Raw genomic sequence first — 14,477 nt, forward strand, 5'->3', positions numbered from 1 at the left:
TCAGTTGGCAGGGGCCTTGATTCGCCCCTGCCACTGACCGAGGAACTCGGTCTTGTACGCCTGGAAATCGCCCGAGTCGATGCTCTCGCGAATCCGGTCCACCAGGCGGATGGTGAATCGTTCGTTGTGGATCGTGCAGAGCGTCGCGGCGAGGATCTCCTTCGCCTTGAACAGGTGGTGCAGGTAGGCGCGGGTGTAGTTCGCGCAGGTGTAGCAGTCACAGGTGTCGTCGATGGGCGTGAAGTCGCGCTTGAAGCGGGCGGTGTTGATGTTGAACCGGCCCGCGTCGACGTAGATGGCCGCATTGCGCGCCACCCGTGAGGGATTCACGCAGTCGAAGGTGTCCGCGCCGTTCTCCACCGCGACGAAAACGTCCTCCGGCTCGCTGATTCCGAGCATGTGACGCGGCTTGCGCTCGGGAAGCTCGTCGCAGCACCAGCCCACGATGGTGCCGAGATTGTGCTTCTCGAGCGCGCCGCCGATGCCGTATCCGTCGAATTCCGTTCCGCCGGAACCACGCAGCGCCTCCAGATCGCGAGATGCCTTGCGGCGCAGGTCTTCGTATTGCGCGCCCTGAAGCACACCGAAAAGGGCCTGATACGGGCGATGCGAGCGAACCGCCGTGAGGCGCTCGTGCTCGTCGAGGCAGCGCTGCGCCCAGCGGCGGGTGCGCTCGAGTGATTCCTCCTGGTAGCCACGGGTATTCATCAGCGTGGTCAGCTCGTCGAAGGCGAACATGATGTCCGCGCCGAGCTGATGCTGGATACCCATCGACACCTCGGGGGTGAAACGATGCTTCGACCCGTCCAGATGCGAGCGGAAGGTGACGCCGTCCTCGTCGACGTGCGCGAGCCGCTCCTTGCCCTTGGCGATCACATCGTCGTTCTGCACGCCGACCGACTCCATGGCCAGCACCTTCTTGAAGCCCACGCCCAGCGACATGACCTGGAAGCCGCCGCTGTCGGTGAATGTCGGCCCGGGCCAATTCATGAACTTCGACAGGCCGCCCGCCTCGTCCACGACGTCCGAACCCGGTTGCAGATACAGGTGGTAGGCGTTGGACAGCAGCGCCTGCGAACCGATTTCCTTCATGGTCTCCGGTAGCACCGCTTTGACGGTGGCCTTGGTACCGACCGGGATGAACGCCGGCGTGGCGATGTCCCCGTGCGGCGTGCTGATCAGGCCGGATCGGCCGTGATGACCGTCCAGCCGGGTACCGACCTTGAAGGAGAACTCGGAAGCAGACACGCCCCCATACTCGCAGCCGGAACGACTCGGCCCGCACCGTGGGGTGCGGGCCGAGTCGGTGCCGGGCGTGGTGACCGGTCAGTTCTTGCCGAGTGAGACGGCGTCCTCGTCGAACTCGATGCCCTCGCCCTCGCCGTCGGTGATGGCGGCGGCGAACTGGGCGTTGTAGAGGCGGAAGTAGGACCCTCGCGCACGCAGCAGGGTCTCGTGGGTGCCCTGCTCGACGATCTTGCCCTTCTCCATCACCACGATGGTGTCGGCATCGCGGATCGTCGAAAGACGGTGTGCGATGACGAAACTGGTGCGGTCGCGGCGCAGCGCCGCCATCGCCTGCTGGACCAGGAGTTCGGTGCGGGTGTCGACCGAGCTGGTGGCCTCGTCCAGGATCAGGATGGACGGCTTGGCCAGGAAGGCGCGCGCGATGGTGATGAGCTGCTTCTCACCGGCGCTGACGCCGGAGCCCTCCTCGTCGATGACCGTCTCGTAGCCCATCGGCAGCGCGTGCACGAAGCGGTCCACGTACGCGGCGCGGGCGGCGGCGAGGATCTGCTCCGGAGTCGCGTTCGGGTCGCCGTACGCGATGTTCTCGCGAATGGTGCCGCCGAACAGCCAGGTGTCCTGCAGCACCATGCCCATCCGCGAGCGCAGGCGGTCGCGGGTGATCCGGGTGATGTCGACGTCGTCGATGGTGATCGCGCCGGAATCGACCTCGTAGAAGCGCATGAGCAGGTTCACCAGCGTGGTCTTGCCCGCACCGGTCGGTCCGACGATGGCGACCACGTGCCCCGGCTCCGCGACCAGCGAGAGCTCCTCGATGACCGGCGTCTCGGGCTCGTAGCGGAAGGAGACGTTCTCGAAGGCGACCCGGCCGCGTTCCACCGGGCGGGTGTCCTCGTCCTCGGGATCGGGGATCTGCTCCTTCGCGTCCAGGATCTCGAAGATGCGCTCGGCCGATGCCACGCCGGACTGCAGCAGGTTGATCATCGAACCGATCTGGGTGAGCGGCTGGGTGAAACCACGCGAGTACTGGATGAACGCCTGCACCTCACCGAGGGACAGCTGACCCGAGGCCACCCGCAGACCGCCGACCACGGCGATCAGCACGTAGTTCAGGTTCCCGAGGAACATGATGGCGGGCATGATCAGGCCGGAGATGAACTGCGACTTGAAGGACGCGTCGTAGAGCTTCTCGTTGGTCTCGTCGAATTTCTCGCCGACCTCCCGGACGCGACCGAACGCGCTGACCACCTCGTGGCCGGTGAAGGCCTCTTCGATCTGCGCGTTGGCCTCGCCGGTGAGCTTCCACTGATCCACGAAGTGCGGCTTGGACCGCTTCGCGATCTGCGCGGTCACCACGACCGCCAGCGGCACGGTGGCCAGGGCGATCAGCGCCAGCAGCGGCGAGATCCAGAACATCATGCCGAGGATGCCGAACACCGACAGCACCGACACGATCAGCTGACTCATGGTCTGCTGCAACGACTGTGCGACATTGTCGACGTCATTGGTGACGCGTGAGAGTACGTCGCCGCGCGGCATGGAATCGAAGTAGCTCAGCGGCAGTCGGTGGATCTTGTCCTCGATCTCGCCGCGCATCCGCTTGACCGTGCGGTTCAGGACGATATTGAGCAGATACGCCTGCAACCAGCCGAACACCGACGCGCCGATGTACAGCGCCAGCACCCAGGCCAAGACGTGACCGACGGCCGAGAAGTCCACTCCCACACCGGGAATGACGTTCATGCTGCCCAGCATGTCGGCGAAGGTGTCGTTGCCCGAGGCGCGCAGCCCGTCGACGGCCTGCTGCTTGGTGGTGCCCGGCGGCAGGCCCTGGCCCAACTGCTTGCCGACCACACCGTCGAAGATGAGATTGGTTGCCTTGCCCAGGATCTGGGGACCCAGGGTGTTGAGCACCACCGAGGCCACGGCCAGCGCCATGACCACCGAGAGATAGAACCGCTCGGGCGCCAGGTTACGGAGCAGGCGCTTGAGCGAGGGGCCGAAGGACTTCGCCTTCGCGTCCGGCGCACCGGGACTGGGGGCACCGGGCCTCATCGGACCTCCTCCGCGCTGAACTGGGATTCCACGATCTCCCTGTACTCCGAACAGTCCCGCATCAGTTGGTCGTGGGTGCCGATCCCGGCCATCGCGCCGTCTTCGAGCACCACGATCTGGTCGGCATCGCGAATGGTCGAAATACGTTGTGCCACGGTGATGACCGCGGACTTGCCGACAACCGGCTTCAGGGCGTCGCGCACGCGCACGTCGGTCGAGACGTCCAGCGCGGAGAAGCAGTCGTCGAACAGGTAGATGTTCGGGCGGCGGACCAGCGCGCGAGCGATCGCGAGTCGCTGCCGCTGACCACCCGACACCGTCGTACCACCCTGTGCCACAGGCGTTTGCAAGCCCTGCCCCATCTCGCGCACGAAGTCGGCGGCCTGCGCGATCTCCAGCGCCTCCCACAGTTCCTCGTCGGTGGCGTCCGGTTTGCCGTAGCGCAGATTGGAGGCGATGGTGCCGGAGAACAGGTACGCCTTCTGCGGCACCAGGCCGATCCGGCTGCGCAGCAGTTCCAGATCGAGCTGGCGCACGTCCATGCCGCCCACGTAGACCGCACCGTCGGTGACGTCGATGAGCCGGGGAATCAGATTGATCAGGGTCGTCTTGCCCGAACCGGTCGCGCCCACGATCGCGGTGGTCGTTCCCGGCCGCACTTGGAACGAGATATCGCGCAGCACAGCCTTTTCCGCGCCGGGGAACTTGAACTCGGCGGTGGAGAAACTCACCGAACCCGGATCGCCCTGAAACGTCTGCGGCAGTCGCGGCGGGGCCACCGAGGAGTCGGTGTCCAGCACCGCGCTGATGCGCTCACCGGAGACGGCCGCGCGAGGCGCCATCATCGCCAGGAAGGAGGCCATCATGACCGCCGTCAGGATCTGCATGATGTAGGACAGCATCGCGGTGAGCGAGCCGATCTGCAGGGTGCCGTCGTCGACGGAGTGACCGCCGAACCAGATCACGCCGACCGCGGTCAGATTGGAGATCAACATGACCAGCGGGAACATCAGCGCCATATAGCGGCCGACGTACAGCGCCTGATCGGTCAGCTCGTTGTTGGCGACGCCGAATCGCCAGGTCTCCTGCCGTTCGCGCACGAACGCGCGGACCACGCGGATACCCGTGATCTGTTCGCGCAGAACGCGGTTCACCGCGTCGATGCGATCCTGCATGCGCCGGAAACCGGGCACCATGCGCACGATGATGAAGGCCATCGACAGGCCGAGCGCCGGTACCGCGATCAGCAGCAGCCACGACAGGCTCAGGCTCTCGCGCAGCGCCATGATGATGCCGCCGACGCACATGATCGGGGCCATCACCAGGATTGTCGCGCTCATCAGCACCAGCAGCTGTACCTGCTGCACATCGTTGGTATTGCGGGTGATCAGCGAGGGAGCGCCGAACACGCCGACCTCGCGGGCGGAGAAGGTGCCGACCCGGTGCAGCAGCGCGGCGCGCATGTCGCGGCCCGCGCGCATGGCCGCCTGCGCGCCCAGATAGACCGAGAAGGACTGGGCGATGATCTGCACGCCGGTCACCAGCAGCATCATCAAGCCGGTGCTCCAGATATAGCCGATATCGCCCTTGGTGACGCCGCCGTCGATGATGTCGGCATTCAGGCTCGGCAGATAGAGCATGGCGATGACCGAGATCAGCTGAAGCACCACGACCCCTGCCAGCTGGGTGCGATACGGCGCCAGGAAGGTGCGCAGAAGTCTGATCAACATGATGCTTCGCAGGTTACCGCCTGTACCCGGGAGACCGCGCGAAGATTTTGGTCAGATGTCTGGTCGGTCCAGATCGAGCCATTCGGCGTTGCCACCGCGGTCGACCGGACGCCGATTCCAGGCGTCCGGATCGTGGAGTAATTCGTCCAGGAAGGACGGCAGCAGGTCGTGCGCGATATCGGCGATGGTGACGCGCTCGAGCACCGCGCGAATGTTCACCCGCAGTCCGATCCAGACCCGCTGCAGCGGTTCGGCCGCGCCCGCGTAGTTGACGTCCTCCGGTCGCGCGCCGCGCACCGAGGCGAGTGGACCCTCCACGGCGCGGATCACGTCGGCGATGCTGATCCCGGTGGCCGGGCGGGCCAGCCGGTAGCCGCCGTCCGGACCGCGGCGACTGGTGACCAGAGCTCCGCGACGCAGATCCGCGACGACCGATTCGAGCACCTTCGGCGGGATGTCCTGCGCGGCGACGATGGCGTCCGCCTTCACCGAATCCGGTTGTGCCTTGGCGATTTCGACGAGTGTGCGCACCGCGTAATCGACCTTCGCGGTGATGTGCACTGTGCCGCCTCTCCGGAATCAGTTGTGCCCTTTTTTATCATTTCCGGTTCAGCACACTCAGCGCCGCCTCCAGCAGCACTCGCTCGACGCCGTCCAGACTCATATCCGGCACGCCCTCCTTCGACATGAACGCCGCCCCGAGAACCTGCATGGCCGCGGCCGAACGCAGGATCGTCTCCTGGTCGGCGTCCGGGCCGGCCAGCCATTCGCACATGGTGCGGTGGTTTTCCATCATGTCCGGATGGCGTTTGCCCAGGGCGTTGACGATGGCGACGGTGTCGCGCATGCACAGCACGCCGATGGTGCGGTGCGCGAGCATCGCGCGCAGATGCGAGGTGAGCACGTCACGGACCGTGTCCGGCGAATGCTCGAGGCCGGCGAGGGCGTCCACGCGAACCTGCATGTCCTCGAACATCGGCTCGATGATGGCGTCGAGCAGATCGACCTTGGAGGCGTAGTGATAGTAGAGGGAGGCTTTTGTGATTCCCACCGCATCCGCGACCTCGCGCAGGCTCGATTGCTCGAATCCTTTACTCGAGAATAGCCGGATCGCCGCGTCGCGGATCGCGTCTTTAGTGCTTCTACCTGCGACAACCGGCTCGGATACAGCCTGGACAACCATACTCTCATCCTCTCACTCCGGGCAGTTGTGCGAGCTAGACCACAAAAAACCGAGGTTGTTCCTCCGCTTACCGACTCGGTAGTCTACCTACCGCACGGTAGGCAGAAACGTCCGTGGAGGCGGAGTGCTGCAGGGCACCCGCAAGCAGTGCTGTCTACGCGCCCATTCTCAGCATGCTCCACCCACAAACGCAGGAGACTTCTCGTGTCCGTATACCTCTATCGGTGGGGCAAGTTCGCCTTCCGCCGAAAGTGGATCGTTTTACCCGCGTGGCTGGTCTTGTTCCTGATTCTCGGTGGCCTGGGCGCGCAGCTCAAGCAGCCGATGAGCAATGACTTCAGCATGCCCGAGTTGCCGTCCGCTCGCGCCAACGAGATCCTCGACAAGCACTTCCCCGGAGCGTCCGACGCCTTCAAGTTCGAGGCCGTCACCGGCACCTACGTGATCGCCGCGCCGCAGGGGCAGAAGCTCACCGATCCGGCCAATCGCGCCGCGATCGACGGCCTGATCACCAAGCTCGACCAGCTCGGCATCGTCGACCACGGCAAGCCGCTGACCAACCCGGTCGCCAAGGCGGACAAGATGGGCTGCCTGGTCGACAAGCCCGACCAGTCCGCCTGCACCGCCGCGCCGCTGAACGTGCTGAGCGACACCGAGCGGGACGCGGTCGCTGTCCTGAATGTGCCGTTCACCATCGCCAAGTTCAACGACATCAAGGACGAGGACCGCGACGCCGCCTACAAGGTGGCCGAGGAAGCCCGCAACGCCGGTCTTACCGTCGAGGTCAGCGGCTCCATCGCGATGAAGCAGGAGCAGCCGAGCGGCCAGTCCGAGATGATCGGCATGGCCGTGGCGCTCGTGGTCATGATGGTCGCGTTCGGTGCGATCGTCGCCGCCTTCGTGCCGATCTTCACCGCCATCATCGGCCTGGGCGCGGCCACCTCGGTGATCTTCCTGGGCACCTCGATCATCGAGGTACCCAGCTTCACCACGTTCCTCGCCTCGATGATCGGCATCGCGCTGTCGATCGACTACGCGCTGTTCATCGTCTCGCGATACAAACACGAACTCGCAGTGCAGGATTCGCCGGAGGAAGCAGCGGGCGTCGCGCTCGGCACCGCCGGTTCCGCGGTCGTGTTCGCGGGTCTGACCGTGATCATCGCGCTGGGTGGCCTGACCATCGTCGGCGTCGAGTTCATGACCTTCATGGGCCTGGGCGGCGCGATCGCCGCGGTGTTCGCGGTGCTGACCGCCATCACCCTGATGCCCGCTCTGATGGGCGCCTTCGGCAAGTGGCTGTTCAAGCCGAAGCTGCCGGTGGTCGCTCAGCACGATCCCGAGGACGAGCATTCGGTCACCAACGGCCAGCGCTTCGCTCGCCTGCTCGGCAAGTACCCGGCCGCCGCGCTGGCGCTGAGCGTCGTGGTGCTGGGTCTGCTCGCCGCACCGGCCGCGGGCCTGAACCTCGGCCTGCCCGGTGACGACAGTCTGCCCACGCACTCGACCGTGCGTAAGGCCTACGACCTGCGCACCGCCGGATTCGGCGAGGGCAGCAACGGCACCCTGATGGTCGTCGCCGACCTGAGCAACGTGCCGGAGAACCAGCGCAAGGACGCGGCCGCCGAGCTGCGCACCACGCTGGAGTCCTACGACGGCATGAAGTACGTGACCGCGCCGGAATTCAGCAAGGACGAGCAGGGCGCGATGCTCAGCGCGGTCCCGAAGTCCGGACCGAACAACCAGGCCACCAAGGATCTGGTGAGCACGGCGCGGGACGCCGAAGGCACGCTCAAGGCCAAGTACGGCATGGAATACGGCATCACCGGCACCACCGCCATCTACGCGGACGTCGACCATGTGCTGCTCAGCAAGATCGTGCCCTACCTGGCGATCGTGGCCGGCGCGGCATTCGTGCTGCTGATCCTGGTGTTCCGCTCGATCCTGGTTCCGCTCACCGCGGCCCTGGGCTTCCTGCTGTCCATCGCGGCCACCTTCGGCGCGACGGTGCTGATCTTCCAGGAGGGCAAGCTGGGCCTCATCGCGGATCCGCATCCGCTGGTCAGCTTCCTGCCGATCATGTTGATCGGCTTGGTATTCGGCCTGGCCATGGACTACCAGGTGTTCCTGGTGACCCGCATGCGCGAGGAGTTTGTGCACGGCAAGTCACCCAAGGAGGCCATGGTCTCGGGCTACCACCACGGGGCCCGCGTGGTCGCCTCGGCCGCGATCATCATGATCTCGGTGTTCGGTTCCTTCATCCTGGAATCGGACGCGACCGCCAAGTCCTTCGGATTCGCCCTTGCCGCAGGCGTTCTGCTCGATGCGTTCATCGTGCGCATGGTGCTGATCCCGGCGCTGCTGGTTCTGATGGGCAAGTGGTCGTGGTGGATTCCGAAGTGGCTGGATCGGGTTCTCCCCGATATCGACGTCGAGGGCACCAAGCTGCGCGAGCTGCAGCAGCGCGACCGCGAGGCCACCAGCCTGAAGAAGGAGCCCGCCCCCGTCGGCTGATCCTTCCGCGCAAGACACTCGCCCCCGACCGGAATCCGGTTGGGGGCGAGTTGTTTTCGGAGGACCTGGACCGTCGCCGGCTCCCCCGCTCCGGGCCGATAACATCACGGCCGTGCGTCCGCGGCAGTCGGCCCGGCGGAGCACACGGGGAGGAAGTTCGTGATGAACATCAAACACGCCACAGCGACAGTGTTCTTGACCGCTGCGGCGACATTGGCGACGGCGGGATTCGCGCACGGCGCGCCGGATCCGAGTGCGCAACCGGAAGCCGTCGTGACCGGTCTGGACGGCGGAATCGATTACACCGTAACCAAATCCGACGATGGAGTCACCGCGACTCTCGTGGACGGCACCTTCGCGGTGGTCGACGACGCGATCGTCGCGATCAGCCGAACGGGTGCCCGGATCGCGCACCTCCCGCTGAATATCGACGTGGACGATCACGGTGTGCGACTGCTGCCCACCATCGATTCGACCGGCAAGCAGCTGGTGCTGAAAACGGTCGGCTGGGAGATGATCTCGCCGAAACAGGAGAACATCAATGTGACCACCGAGATGGGCGGCGCGATCGGCGCGGTCATCGGCGCACTCATCGGGCTGATCGGAATCATCGGAGTCGTACTGGTATTCGTGACCCTGCCGATCGGTGCGCTCGCCGGCTGGGCCATCGGCTCGGCGATCGGCAATGCGGTCGCCCAGGGCACGCCCGGCGACGATACCCCGCGCCTGCGCTGGATGTACCGCGACTGCGCGGACAAGGGCCTGCACTACAGCGATGTGCCGATCGAGACGTACTGCCGCTACCGCTGAGGCGCGGCACCGCGACCGGAGGTTCCGCCGTCTCCGGGCGGCGGTCTCTTCCCGGTCGTCGTGCGGCTCGAGGATCCCCTGCGCCGACCGGATCTCAACGGCCGAATCGCGTTGACACCGTCGGTGTCCGATCGCACACTGACCGAACCGCATGTTCTCGGGGAAGCCGGGTGGTCGTGCATGTCCGATGATGATCACACGATGGTCGGTCGCGTCGTCGCGATCACCGACGCGGTCGCGGCCGCGTCGGGGGCGATGTCGCTCGCGGCACTCACTCGCGAGACCGGGCTGCCCAAGGCGACTGTCCGGCGAATCGCCAAAGATCTTGTGCGCCACAATGTTCTGGAATTCGATCCGCGGGGTTACCGGCTCGGTACGCGGCTGGCCTACTACGGATTCCGCGCGGTGATCGAGGAGGGGCTCTCCGTGGTCGCGCCGCCGCATCTGCGGGATCTGTCCCTGCGCACACACGGCGAAGTCAGCTGGTGCGGGGAGTTCTTCCAGGGCGAAGTGGTCTTTCGCCAATTGGTTTTCGGGCACGAGTACCGCGAGGCGGTCAAGGAATCTGTCTGGCCGACGAATTCCCGGCTCGGTGCGAGCATCGCGCTCACCGCGGCCGGGCGGTTGCAGACGGCGTTCGACGCCGAACTCAGCGAGCGGATCATTCGCACAGGATGCGAACCGCTGACACGACACTCGGCGACCTCGCCCCGTGAGCTACGACTGCTGATAGAACAGGCCCGCGCGACGGGGCTCGCCTATGAGCGCGAACAGGTTTCACCCGGCTGGAGTTGTGTGGCAGCGGCCATCCTCGATGCCGACGAGCAGCCGGTCGGAGTCATCGGCATCACCGGCCGAAGCTCGGCGGCCGCTCAGCGATCCACGCAGCGCGCCCTGATCGCCGCCGCCGACGCCATCGGCCGCGAAATGCGTTCGATCACCCCGGTACCGGCCATCCCCACCCCATCGGGTCATCCACCGGCCCGGCCCTGATCCCGGCGTCGCACCGTCCGTGTCACTGAGTGATACGGGCGCACGACCCGACCTGCGAAAACGCGCCGGAAAAAACATCGGGGGAACACATCCGGTTATCAGGTACAGCACGAAAGTTCGTGCACCACCACCTGATCCAGGAGTCTCCATGTTCCCTCGGTTGAAACGATTACTGTGCGCAGGACTCTTCGTACTCGGCACCACTGCCGCCCTCACCGTCTCCGGGACGGTCACCGCACCGGCGCTCCCGCCCGGAACGATCATCCTGCTGACCGGCTGGGACGTGAATCAGCGCCCGTCCGGCACCACCGATGACCCACTCGGATTTCACGTCCTGGTCACACCGGACGCCGGTGGCACGACCTTCTCCGGAACCGCCCGCACCCTGACCCAGCGCGGCGACATCACGAACGGAGTCATTCAAGGCAAGAGCATCAGCTTCACCATCGAATGGCGAAATGACGGGAAAGTTGGCCTCTACCAGGGAAGCTGGTTCGACGACGGCTACCTCCGCGGCCACGCGCAGGAGCAGGATTCGAGCCGAACCGCCGAATGGTGGACCCGATACAACGACTGGAACATTTCCTGACCGATTGGGCGAAATATCAAGCTCCGCATCGGGTTTCCTGATGCGGAGCTCGTCGGCAGCGAACTCGATCGTCTATCTGGTCACCGGAACTGACGTTGCTCCCGGGGGCCGGCGACCCTCGATCGAACAGTCGAATGCACGAGTCCTCCTGAGCATGGCATCTGGCTCGAACCGAACTCGAACTGGAGCTGAGCACGCTTTACCGGCTAGTCAGCAACCGAGCTCGGCGCATGGTCCGCTCGGAAGCAGTCGTTTGCTGTTGCGGGAAGACTGCTGGACGATTCGGCGAAACAGCCCAGCGCGGGTGCTCCCATGTCCCGCTGCTCGACCACTGACAAAATGTGCAAACTTTTCGCAACTCATGGGCGTGTGATCATTTGTCGCGGTAGCGTCCCGCGGATCACATCGAGGGGAGCCGATCATGAAAGTTCTTGCTGCTCTGGCTATCGTGGGTGCTGTGGGGTTGTCGGCGGGGTGCGGGGCCGATACCTCGAAGGATGCGGCACCTGTCGGGGGTGCTGCGCCGGTCGACCAAGGACCGGCACCGTCGGGGGAAAGTTGCTCACCGCCCAAGGGGGTCACCGATGTCGACCTCGGGGCGTTCCTGTCCACGCTGCCACTGCCGGACAACGTTCGGATCGTGACCGGAGGAGTCAGCCAGGACAAGACCGAGCCCGGGCTGGTGGGCGTGGCTATCGGGCTGTGCGTCAAGGGATCCAGCAGCGCGGACGCGCTGCGGCCGATCGCGACCACGATCGCGACGGCCCTGAAATCCACCGAACTCGGCGAACGCACCTACGCACTGTTCGTCTCCGATCTGTCCGACGCGTATCGGGACCAGGCGAAGATCAAGGACGCGGACTACCAGGAACACCAGTGGAACGGAAAGCCCTCGGCGACAGCCGAACAGGCCCGCTGGCAAGTCGTCTCCGGCTGATCCGGCGCCGGGATCTACAGATCCGGAGAGACAGTTCGATGAGCAGTGCCGCCGGCGCTTCCGGTGCACGGTCGCCCGAGTCAGAGGCGCACGCCCTGTGTTCCGCCGGTGAAGACTCTTGCGGTGCAAAAAGCCCCTCACCTGCCGTAACAGGTGAGGGGCGTGAGCGGTGGCGGAGGGATTTGAACCCTCGGAGGGGGGTTACCCCTCACACGCTTTCGAGGCGTGCTCCTTAGGCCGCTCGGACACGCCACCGGTGGTGACTTTACCGGAGAGAGCCTCGGAAACTGAAATCGGCTCCGGGAGGGGGTCAGGGGCGGTGGGATTGGAAGAAGGAGTCGAGCAGAGCGGCGCATTCGGATTCGAGGACGCCGGCTCGGACTTCGGGGCGGTGGTTGAGACGTCGGTCACGTACAACGTCCCAGAGGGAGCCCACGGCACCGGTTTTGGGCTCCCACGCTCCGAAGACGAGTTTGCCCACCCGGGACAGGGTGATCGCGCCGGCGCACATGGTGCACGGCTCGAGGGTGACCGCGAGGGTCGCGCCCTCGAGTCGCCAGCCGTCGCCGGCGACGAGGGCCGCGGCGCGCAGGGCCAGGACTTCGGCGTGGGCGGTGGGGTCGCCGAGTGCCTCTCGGGCATTCGCGGCCCGGGCCAGTTCGCGGCCGTCGGCATCGAAGACGACGGCGCCGACGGGGACGTCGCGGGGGTCGGCCAGCGCGGCGGCGTCGATGGCCGCGCGGATCATCGCCTCATCGGCGGCCAGCGCACTGCCGGGACCGAGCGCCGACGAAAGGGCGCTGCCACCGAACCGGGGGTTCGGGACAGCGCCGGGGGGTTGGGGGGCCGAGGTCATCCGCTCAGCGCGGGAGCTTGTCCAGTGCGGACGAGTACTCGTCGGCGAAGCCGAGGCTGCGGGCGATCATGCCGAGCTGCTCGTCGGGGTAGAGATCGGTTTCGGCGAGGATGACGGCCAGCACCGGCTCGGGCAGGCCGAGATCGGACAGGACGCCGAGGTCGCCCTCCTCCCACGGCTCGATGTCGTCGAGCTCGTCCGGGTCGATGTCCGGAATCTCGACGTTCAACTGCTCGAGGACGTCCGCGGCGATGTCGTAGTCGATTGCGGCGGTCGCGTCCGACAGCAGGATGCGGCTACCAGTCGGACCCGGGCGCAGAATGATGAAGAACTCGTCGTCGATGTCGAGCAGGCCGAATACCGCGCCGGAGCTCCGCAGATCACGCAGCTCGTGCTCGGCCGCGGACAGACTGTTCAGTGCCGCCGCGCTCAGCGGGGTCACCTTCCAGTTGGCTTCTTCGCGGACAACGGCCACTGCGAACCCTTCCACGTCGTCGAACTCATCCGACGTCGCGCTGTTCGTGCTCGAGCGCTGTGCTGCCATGGGCGCAACGGTAGTCCGCTTCGGGGGAAATGTTGAAGTCGTATGCGAATCTGATCGAATGACGGGCCATCCGAAAGCAGCTGTGTGTGTCCTGGGTACCGGGTTGATCGGCGGATCGGTGCTGCGCGCCGCCGCGGCGGCCGGGTACGAGGCGTGGGGCTACAACCGCTCGGCGGCGGGATCGAAGAGCGCGCGCGCCGATGGATTCGACGTCACCAGTGATGTGGAGGCTGTGCTGCGCCGGGCCGCCGAACGCGACGCGATCATCGTGATCGGCGTGCCGATGCCCGCCCTGGACACCGTGCTGTCGGATGTGAAGTCCTTCGCACCCGACTGTGTGCTCACCGACGTGGTGAGCGTGAAGGCGCCGGTCGCCGAGGCCGTGCACCGGCACGAGCTGGGCGCGCACTTCGTGGGCGGTCATCCGATGGCGGGGACCAGCGAATCCGGCTGGGCCGCATCGGCTCCCGACCTGTTCGAGGATGCCGCGTGGGCACTGAGCGTGGATGCGGGCGTGCGCGCCGAGCCGTGGACGCGGGTCGCGCGGCTGGCTCTGGACTGCGGGGCCGTGGTGGTTCCGGTGCTGTCGGACGAGCACGATCGCGCGGTCGCGCGGATCTCGCATCTGCCGCATGTGCTCGCCGAGGCGCTCGCGATTCAGGGTGCGGCCGGGGGCAATCTCGCGCTCGGGCTCGCGGCCGGATCCTTCCGCGACGGCACGCGCGTGGCGGCGACCGCACCGGAGTTGGTTCGGGCGATCTGCGAACCCAATGCCGCCGCGCTGCTCGAGGTGCTGCAGGACACCCTGCGCGTACTCGGCGCGGCCAGGGACACCCTTCGCGACAGCGGCGATATCGCCGATCTCACAGCGGCCGGGCATTCCGCACGCGTCGACTACGACGACAACCAGCGGTGGGCCATCACCGGAATCCGGCCGGGCGACCACGACTGGCTCGACCAGCTCGCCGATGCCGGACGGCGCGGTGGGGTGTTGAAGACCCTCGACTGAGCCGTAGGACTC

Annotated in this window: 13 protein-coding genes and 1 tRNA gene; 6 read left to right on the forward strand and 8 right to left on the reverse strand. The window is 66.0% G+C overall.

The features are described 5' to 3' along the window. The 5 genes from tgt to NJ1_RS19360 all read right to left on the reverse strand — a co-directional run bounded on the left by tgt (position 1) and on the right by NJ1_RS19360 (position 6,216). Positions 1 to 1,248, reverse strand: a complete 1,248-nt coding sequence (tgt, locus tag NJ1_RS19340; protein WP_067696222.1) for a tRNA guanosine(34) transglycosylase Tgt — start codon at positions 1,246 to 1,248, stop codon at positions 1 to 3. 78 nt (positions 1,249 to 1,326) lie between these two features. Beyond that, a complete protein-coding gene (locus tag NJ1_RS19345; protein ID WP_084478510.1) occupies positions 1,327 to 3,303 on the reverse strand; it encodes an ABC transporter ATP-binding protein in 1,977 nt (658 codons plus the stop codon). Continuing rightward, the gene (locus NJ1_RS19350) at positions 3,300 to 5,033 is read right to left on the reverse strand and encodes an ABC transporter ATP-binding protein (RefSeq protein WP_067696225.1); all 1,734 of its coding nucleotides are present in this window, start codon (positions 5,031 to 5,033) and stop codon (positions 3,300 to 3,302) included. The genes NJ1_RS19345 and NJ1_RS19350 overlap by 4 nt, the downstream gene beginning before the upstream one ends. A gap of 51 nt (positions 5,034 to 5,084) precedes the next feature. Then, positions 5,085 to 5,594, reverse strand: coding sequence for an RrF2 family transcriptional regulator (locus NJ1_RS19355; protein ID WP_067696227.1), 510 nt, complete (start codon positions 5,592 to 5,594; stop codon positions 5,085 to 5,087). A 37-nt stretch (positions 5,595 to 5,631) separates the two neighbouring features. Further along, a complete protein-coding gene (locus tag NJ1_RS19360) occupies positions 5,632 to 6,216 on the reverse strand; it encodes a TetR/AcrR family transcriptional regulator (protein ID WP_067696229.1) in 585 nt (194 codons plus the stop codon). A 204-nt stretch (positions 6,217 to 6,420) separates the two neighbouring features. Here NJ1_RS19360 and NJ1_RS19365 point away from each other — a divergent pair, with 204 nt between their 5' ends. The 5 genes from NJ1_RS19365 to NJ1_RS19385 all read left to right on the forward strand — a co-directional run bounded on the left by NJ1_RS19365 (position 6,421) and on the right by NJ1_RS19385 (position 12,056). Beyond that, positions 6,421 to 8,727, forward strand: a complete 2,307-nt coding sequence (locus NJ1_RS19365) for an MMPL family transporter (protein ID WP_067696231.1) — start codon at positions 6,421 to 6,423, stop codon at positions 8,725 to 8,727. Positions 8,728 to 8,889: 162 nt separating this feature from the next. Then, positions 8,890 to 9,537: a DUF8020 domain-containing protein gene (locus tag NJ1_RS19370; RefSeq protein WP_067696235.1), complete on the forward strand. Its 648-nt coding sequence runs from the start codon at positions 8,890 to 8,892 to the stop codon at positions 9,535 to 9,537. A 201-nt stretch (positions 9,538 to 9,738) separates the two neighbouring features. Then, positions 9,739 to 10,530, forward strand: coding sequence for an IclR family transcriptional regulator (locus NJ1_RS19375; protein WP_169813170.1), 792 nt, complete (start codon positions 9,739 to 9,741; stop codon positions 10,528 to 10,530). A 148-nt stretch (positions 10,531 to 10,678) separates the two neighbouring features. Then, positions 10,679 to 11,119 carry a hypothetical protein gene (locus tag NJ1_RS19380; protein ID WP_067696241.1) on the forward strand — a complete coding sequence of 147 codons (441 nt, stop codon included), beginning with the start codon at positions 10,679 to 10,681 and terminating at the stop codon, positions 11,117 to 11,119. Positions 11,120 to 11,759: 640 nt separating this feature from the next. Next, positions 11,760 to 12,056: a hypothetical protein gene (locus NJ1_RS19385; protein ID WP_067696244.1), complete on the forward strand. Its 297-nt coding sequence runs from the start codon at positions 11,760 to 11,762 to the stop codon at positions 12,054 to 12,056. Between the two features lie 167 nt (positions 12,057 to 12,223). Here the strand turns inward: NJ1_RS19385 and NJ1_RS19390 are convergent. The 3 genes from NJ1_RS19390 to NJ1_RS19400 all read right to left on the reverse strand — a co-directional run bounded on the left by NJ1_RS19390 (position 12,224) and on the right by NJ1_RS19400 (position 13,456). Further along, positions 12,224 to 12,311 (reverse strand) — tRNA-Ser (locus NJ1_RS19390). Between the two features lie 55 nt (positions 12,312 to 12,366). After that, on the reverse strand, positions 12,367 to 12,804 hold the full coding sequence (locus NJ1_RS19395; protein WP_067696733.1) for a nucleoside deaminase: 438 nt from the start codon (positions 12,802 to 12,804) through the stop codon (positions 12,367 to 12,369). Between the two features lie 112 nt (positions 12,805 to 12,916). Further along, positions 12,917 to 13,456 carry a tRNA adenosine deaminase-associated protein gene (locus tag NJ1_RS19400; RefSeq protein WP_067696247.1) on the reverse strand — a complete coding sequence of 180 codons (540 nt, stop codon included), beginning with the start codon at positions 13,454 to 13,456 and terminating at the stop codon, positions 12,917 to 12,919. Between the two features lie 58 nt (positions 13,457 to 13,514). Here NJ1_RS19400 and NJ1_RS19405 point away from each other — a divergent pair, with 58 nt between their 5' ends. Continuing rightward, on the forward strand, positions 13,515 to 14,465 hold the full coding sequence (locus NJ1_RS19405; RefSeq protein ID WP_067696252.1) for a prephenate dehydrogenase: 951 nt from the start codon (positions 13,515 to 13,517) through the stop codon (positions 14,463 to 14,465). Positions 14,466 to 14,477: the final 12 nt, after the last annotated feature.

This window comes from Nocardia jejuensis NBRC 103114 (assembly GCF_001613145.1).
In the GTDB taxonomy this organism is placed as follows: Bacteria; Actinomycetota; Actinomycetes; order Mycobacteriales; family Mycobacteriaceae; genus Nocardia; species Nocardia jejuensis.

What these genes read in the sequence shown, in the direction of transcription:
- NJ1_RS19405 (WP_067696252.1), top strand. Translation starts at nt 13,515, where the DNA reads ATGACGGGCCATCCGAAAGCAGCTGTGTGTGTCCTGGGTACCGGGTTG.
- NJ1_RS19360 (WP_067696229.1), bottom strand. Translation starts at nt 6,216, where the DNA reads ATGGTTGTCCAGGCTGTATCCGAGCCGGTTGTCGCAGGTAGAAGCACT.
- NJ1_RS19380 (WP_067696241.1), top strand. Translation starts at nt 10,679, where the DNA reads ATGTTCCCTCGGTTGAAACGATTACTGTGCGCAGGACTCTTCGTACTC.
- NJ1_RS19350 (WP_067696225.1), bottom strand. Translation starts at nt 5,033, where the DNA reads ATGTTGATCAGACTTCTGCGCACCTTCCTGGCGCCGTATCGCACCCAG.
- NJ1_RS19370 (WP_067696235.1), top strand. Translation starts at nt 8,890, where the DNA reads ATGAACATCAAACACGCCACAGCGACAGTGTTCTTGACCGCTGCGGCG.
- NJ1_RS19375 (WP_169813170.1), top strand. Translation starts at nt 9,739, where the DNA reads ATGGTCGGTCGCGTCGTCGCGATCACCGACGCGGTCGCGGCCGCGTCG.
- NJ1_RS19400 (WP_067696247.1), bottom strand. Translation starts at nt 13,456, where the DNA reads ATGGCAGCACAGCGCTCGAGCACGAACAGCGCGACGTCGGATGAGTTC.
- NJ1_RS19395 (WP_067696733.1), bottom strand. Translation starts at nt 12,804, where the DNA reads ATGATCCGCGCGGCCATCGACGCCGCCGCGCTGGCCGACCCCCGCGAC.
- NJ1_RS19345 (WP_084478510.1), bottom strand. Translation starts at nt 3,303, where the DNA reads ATGAGGCCCGGTGCCCCCAGTCCCGGTGCGCCGGACGCGAAGGCGAAG.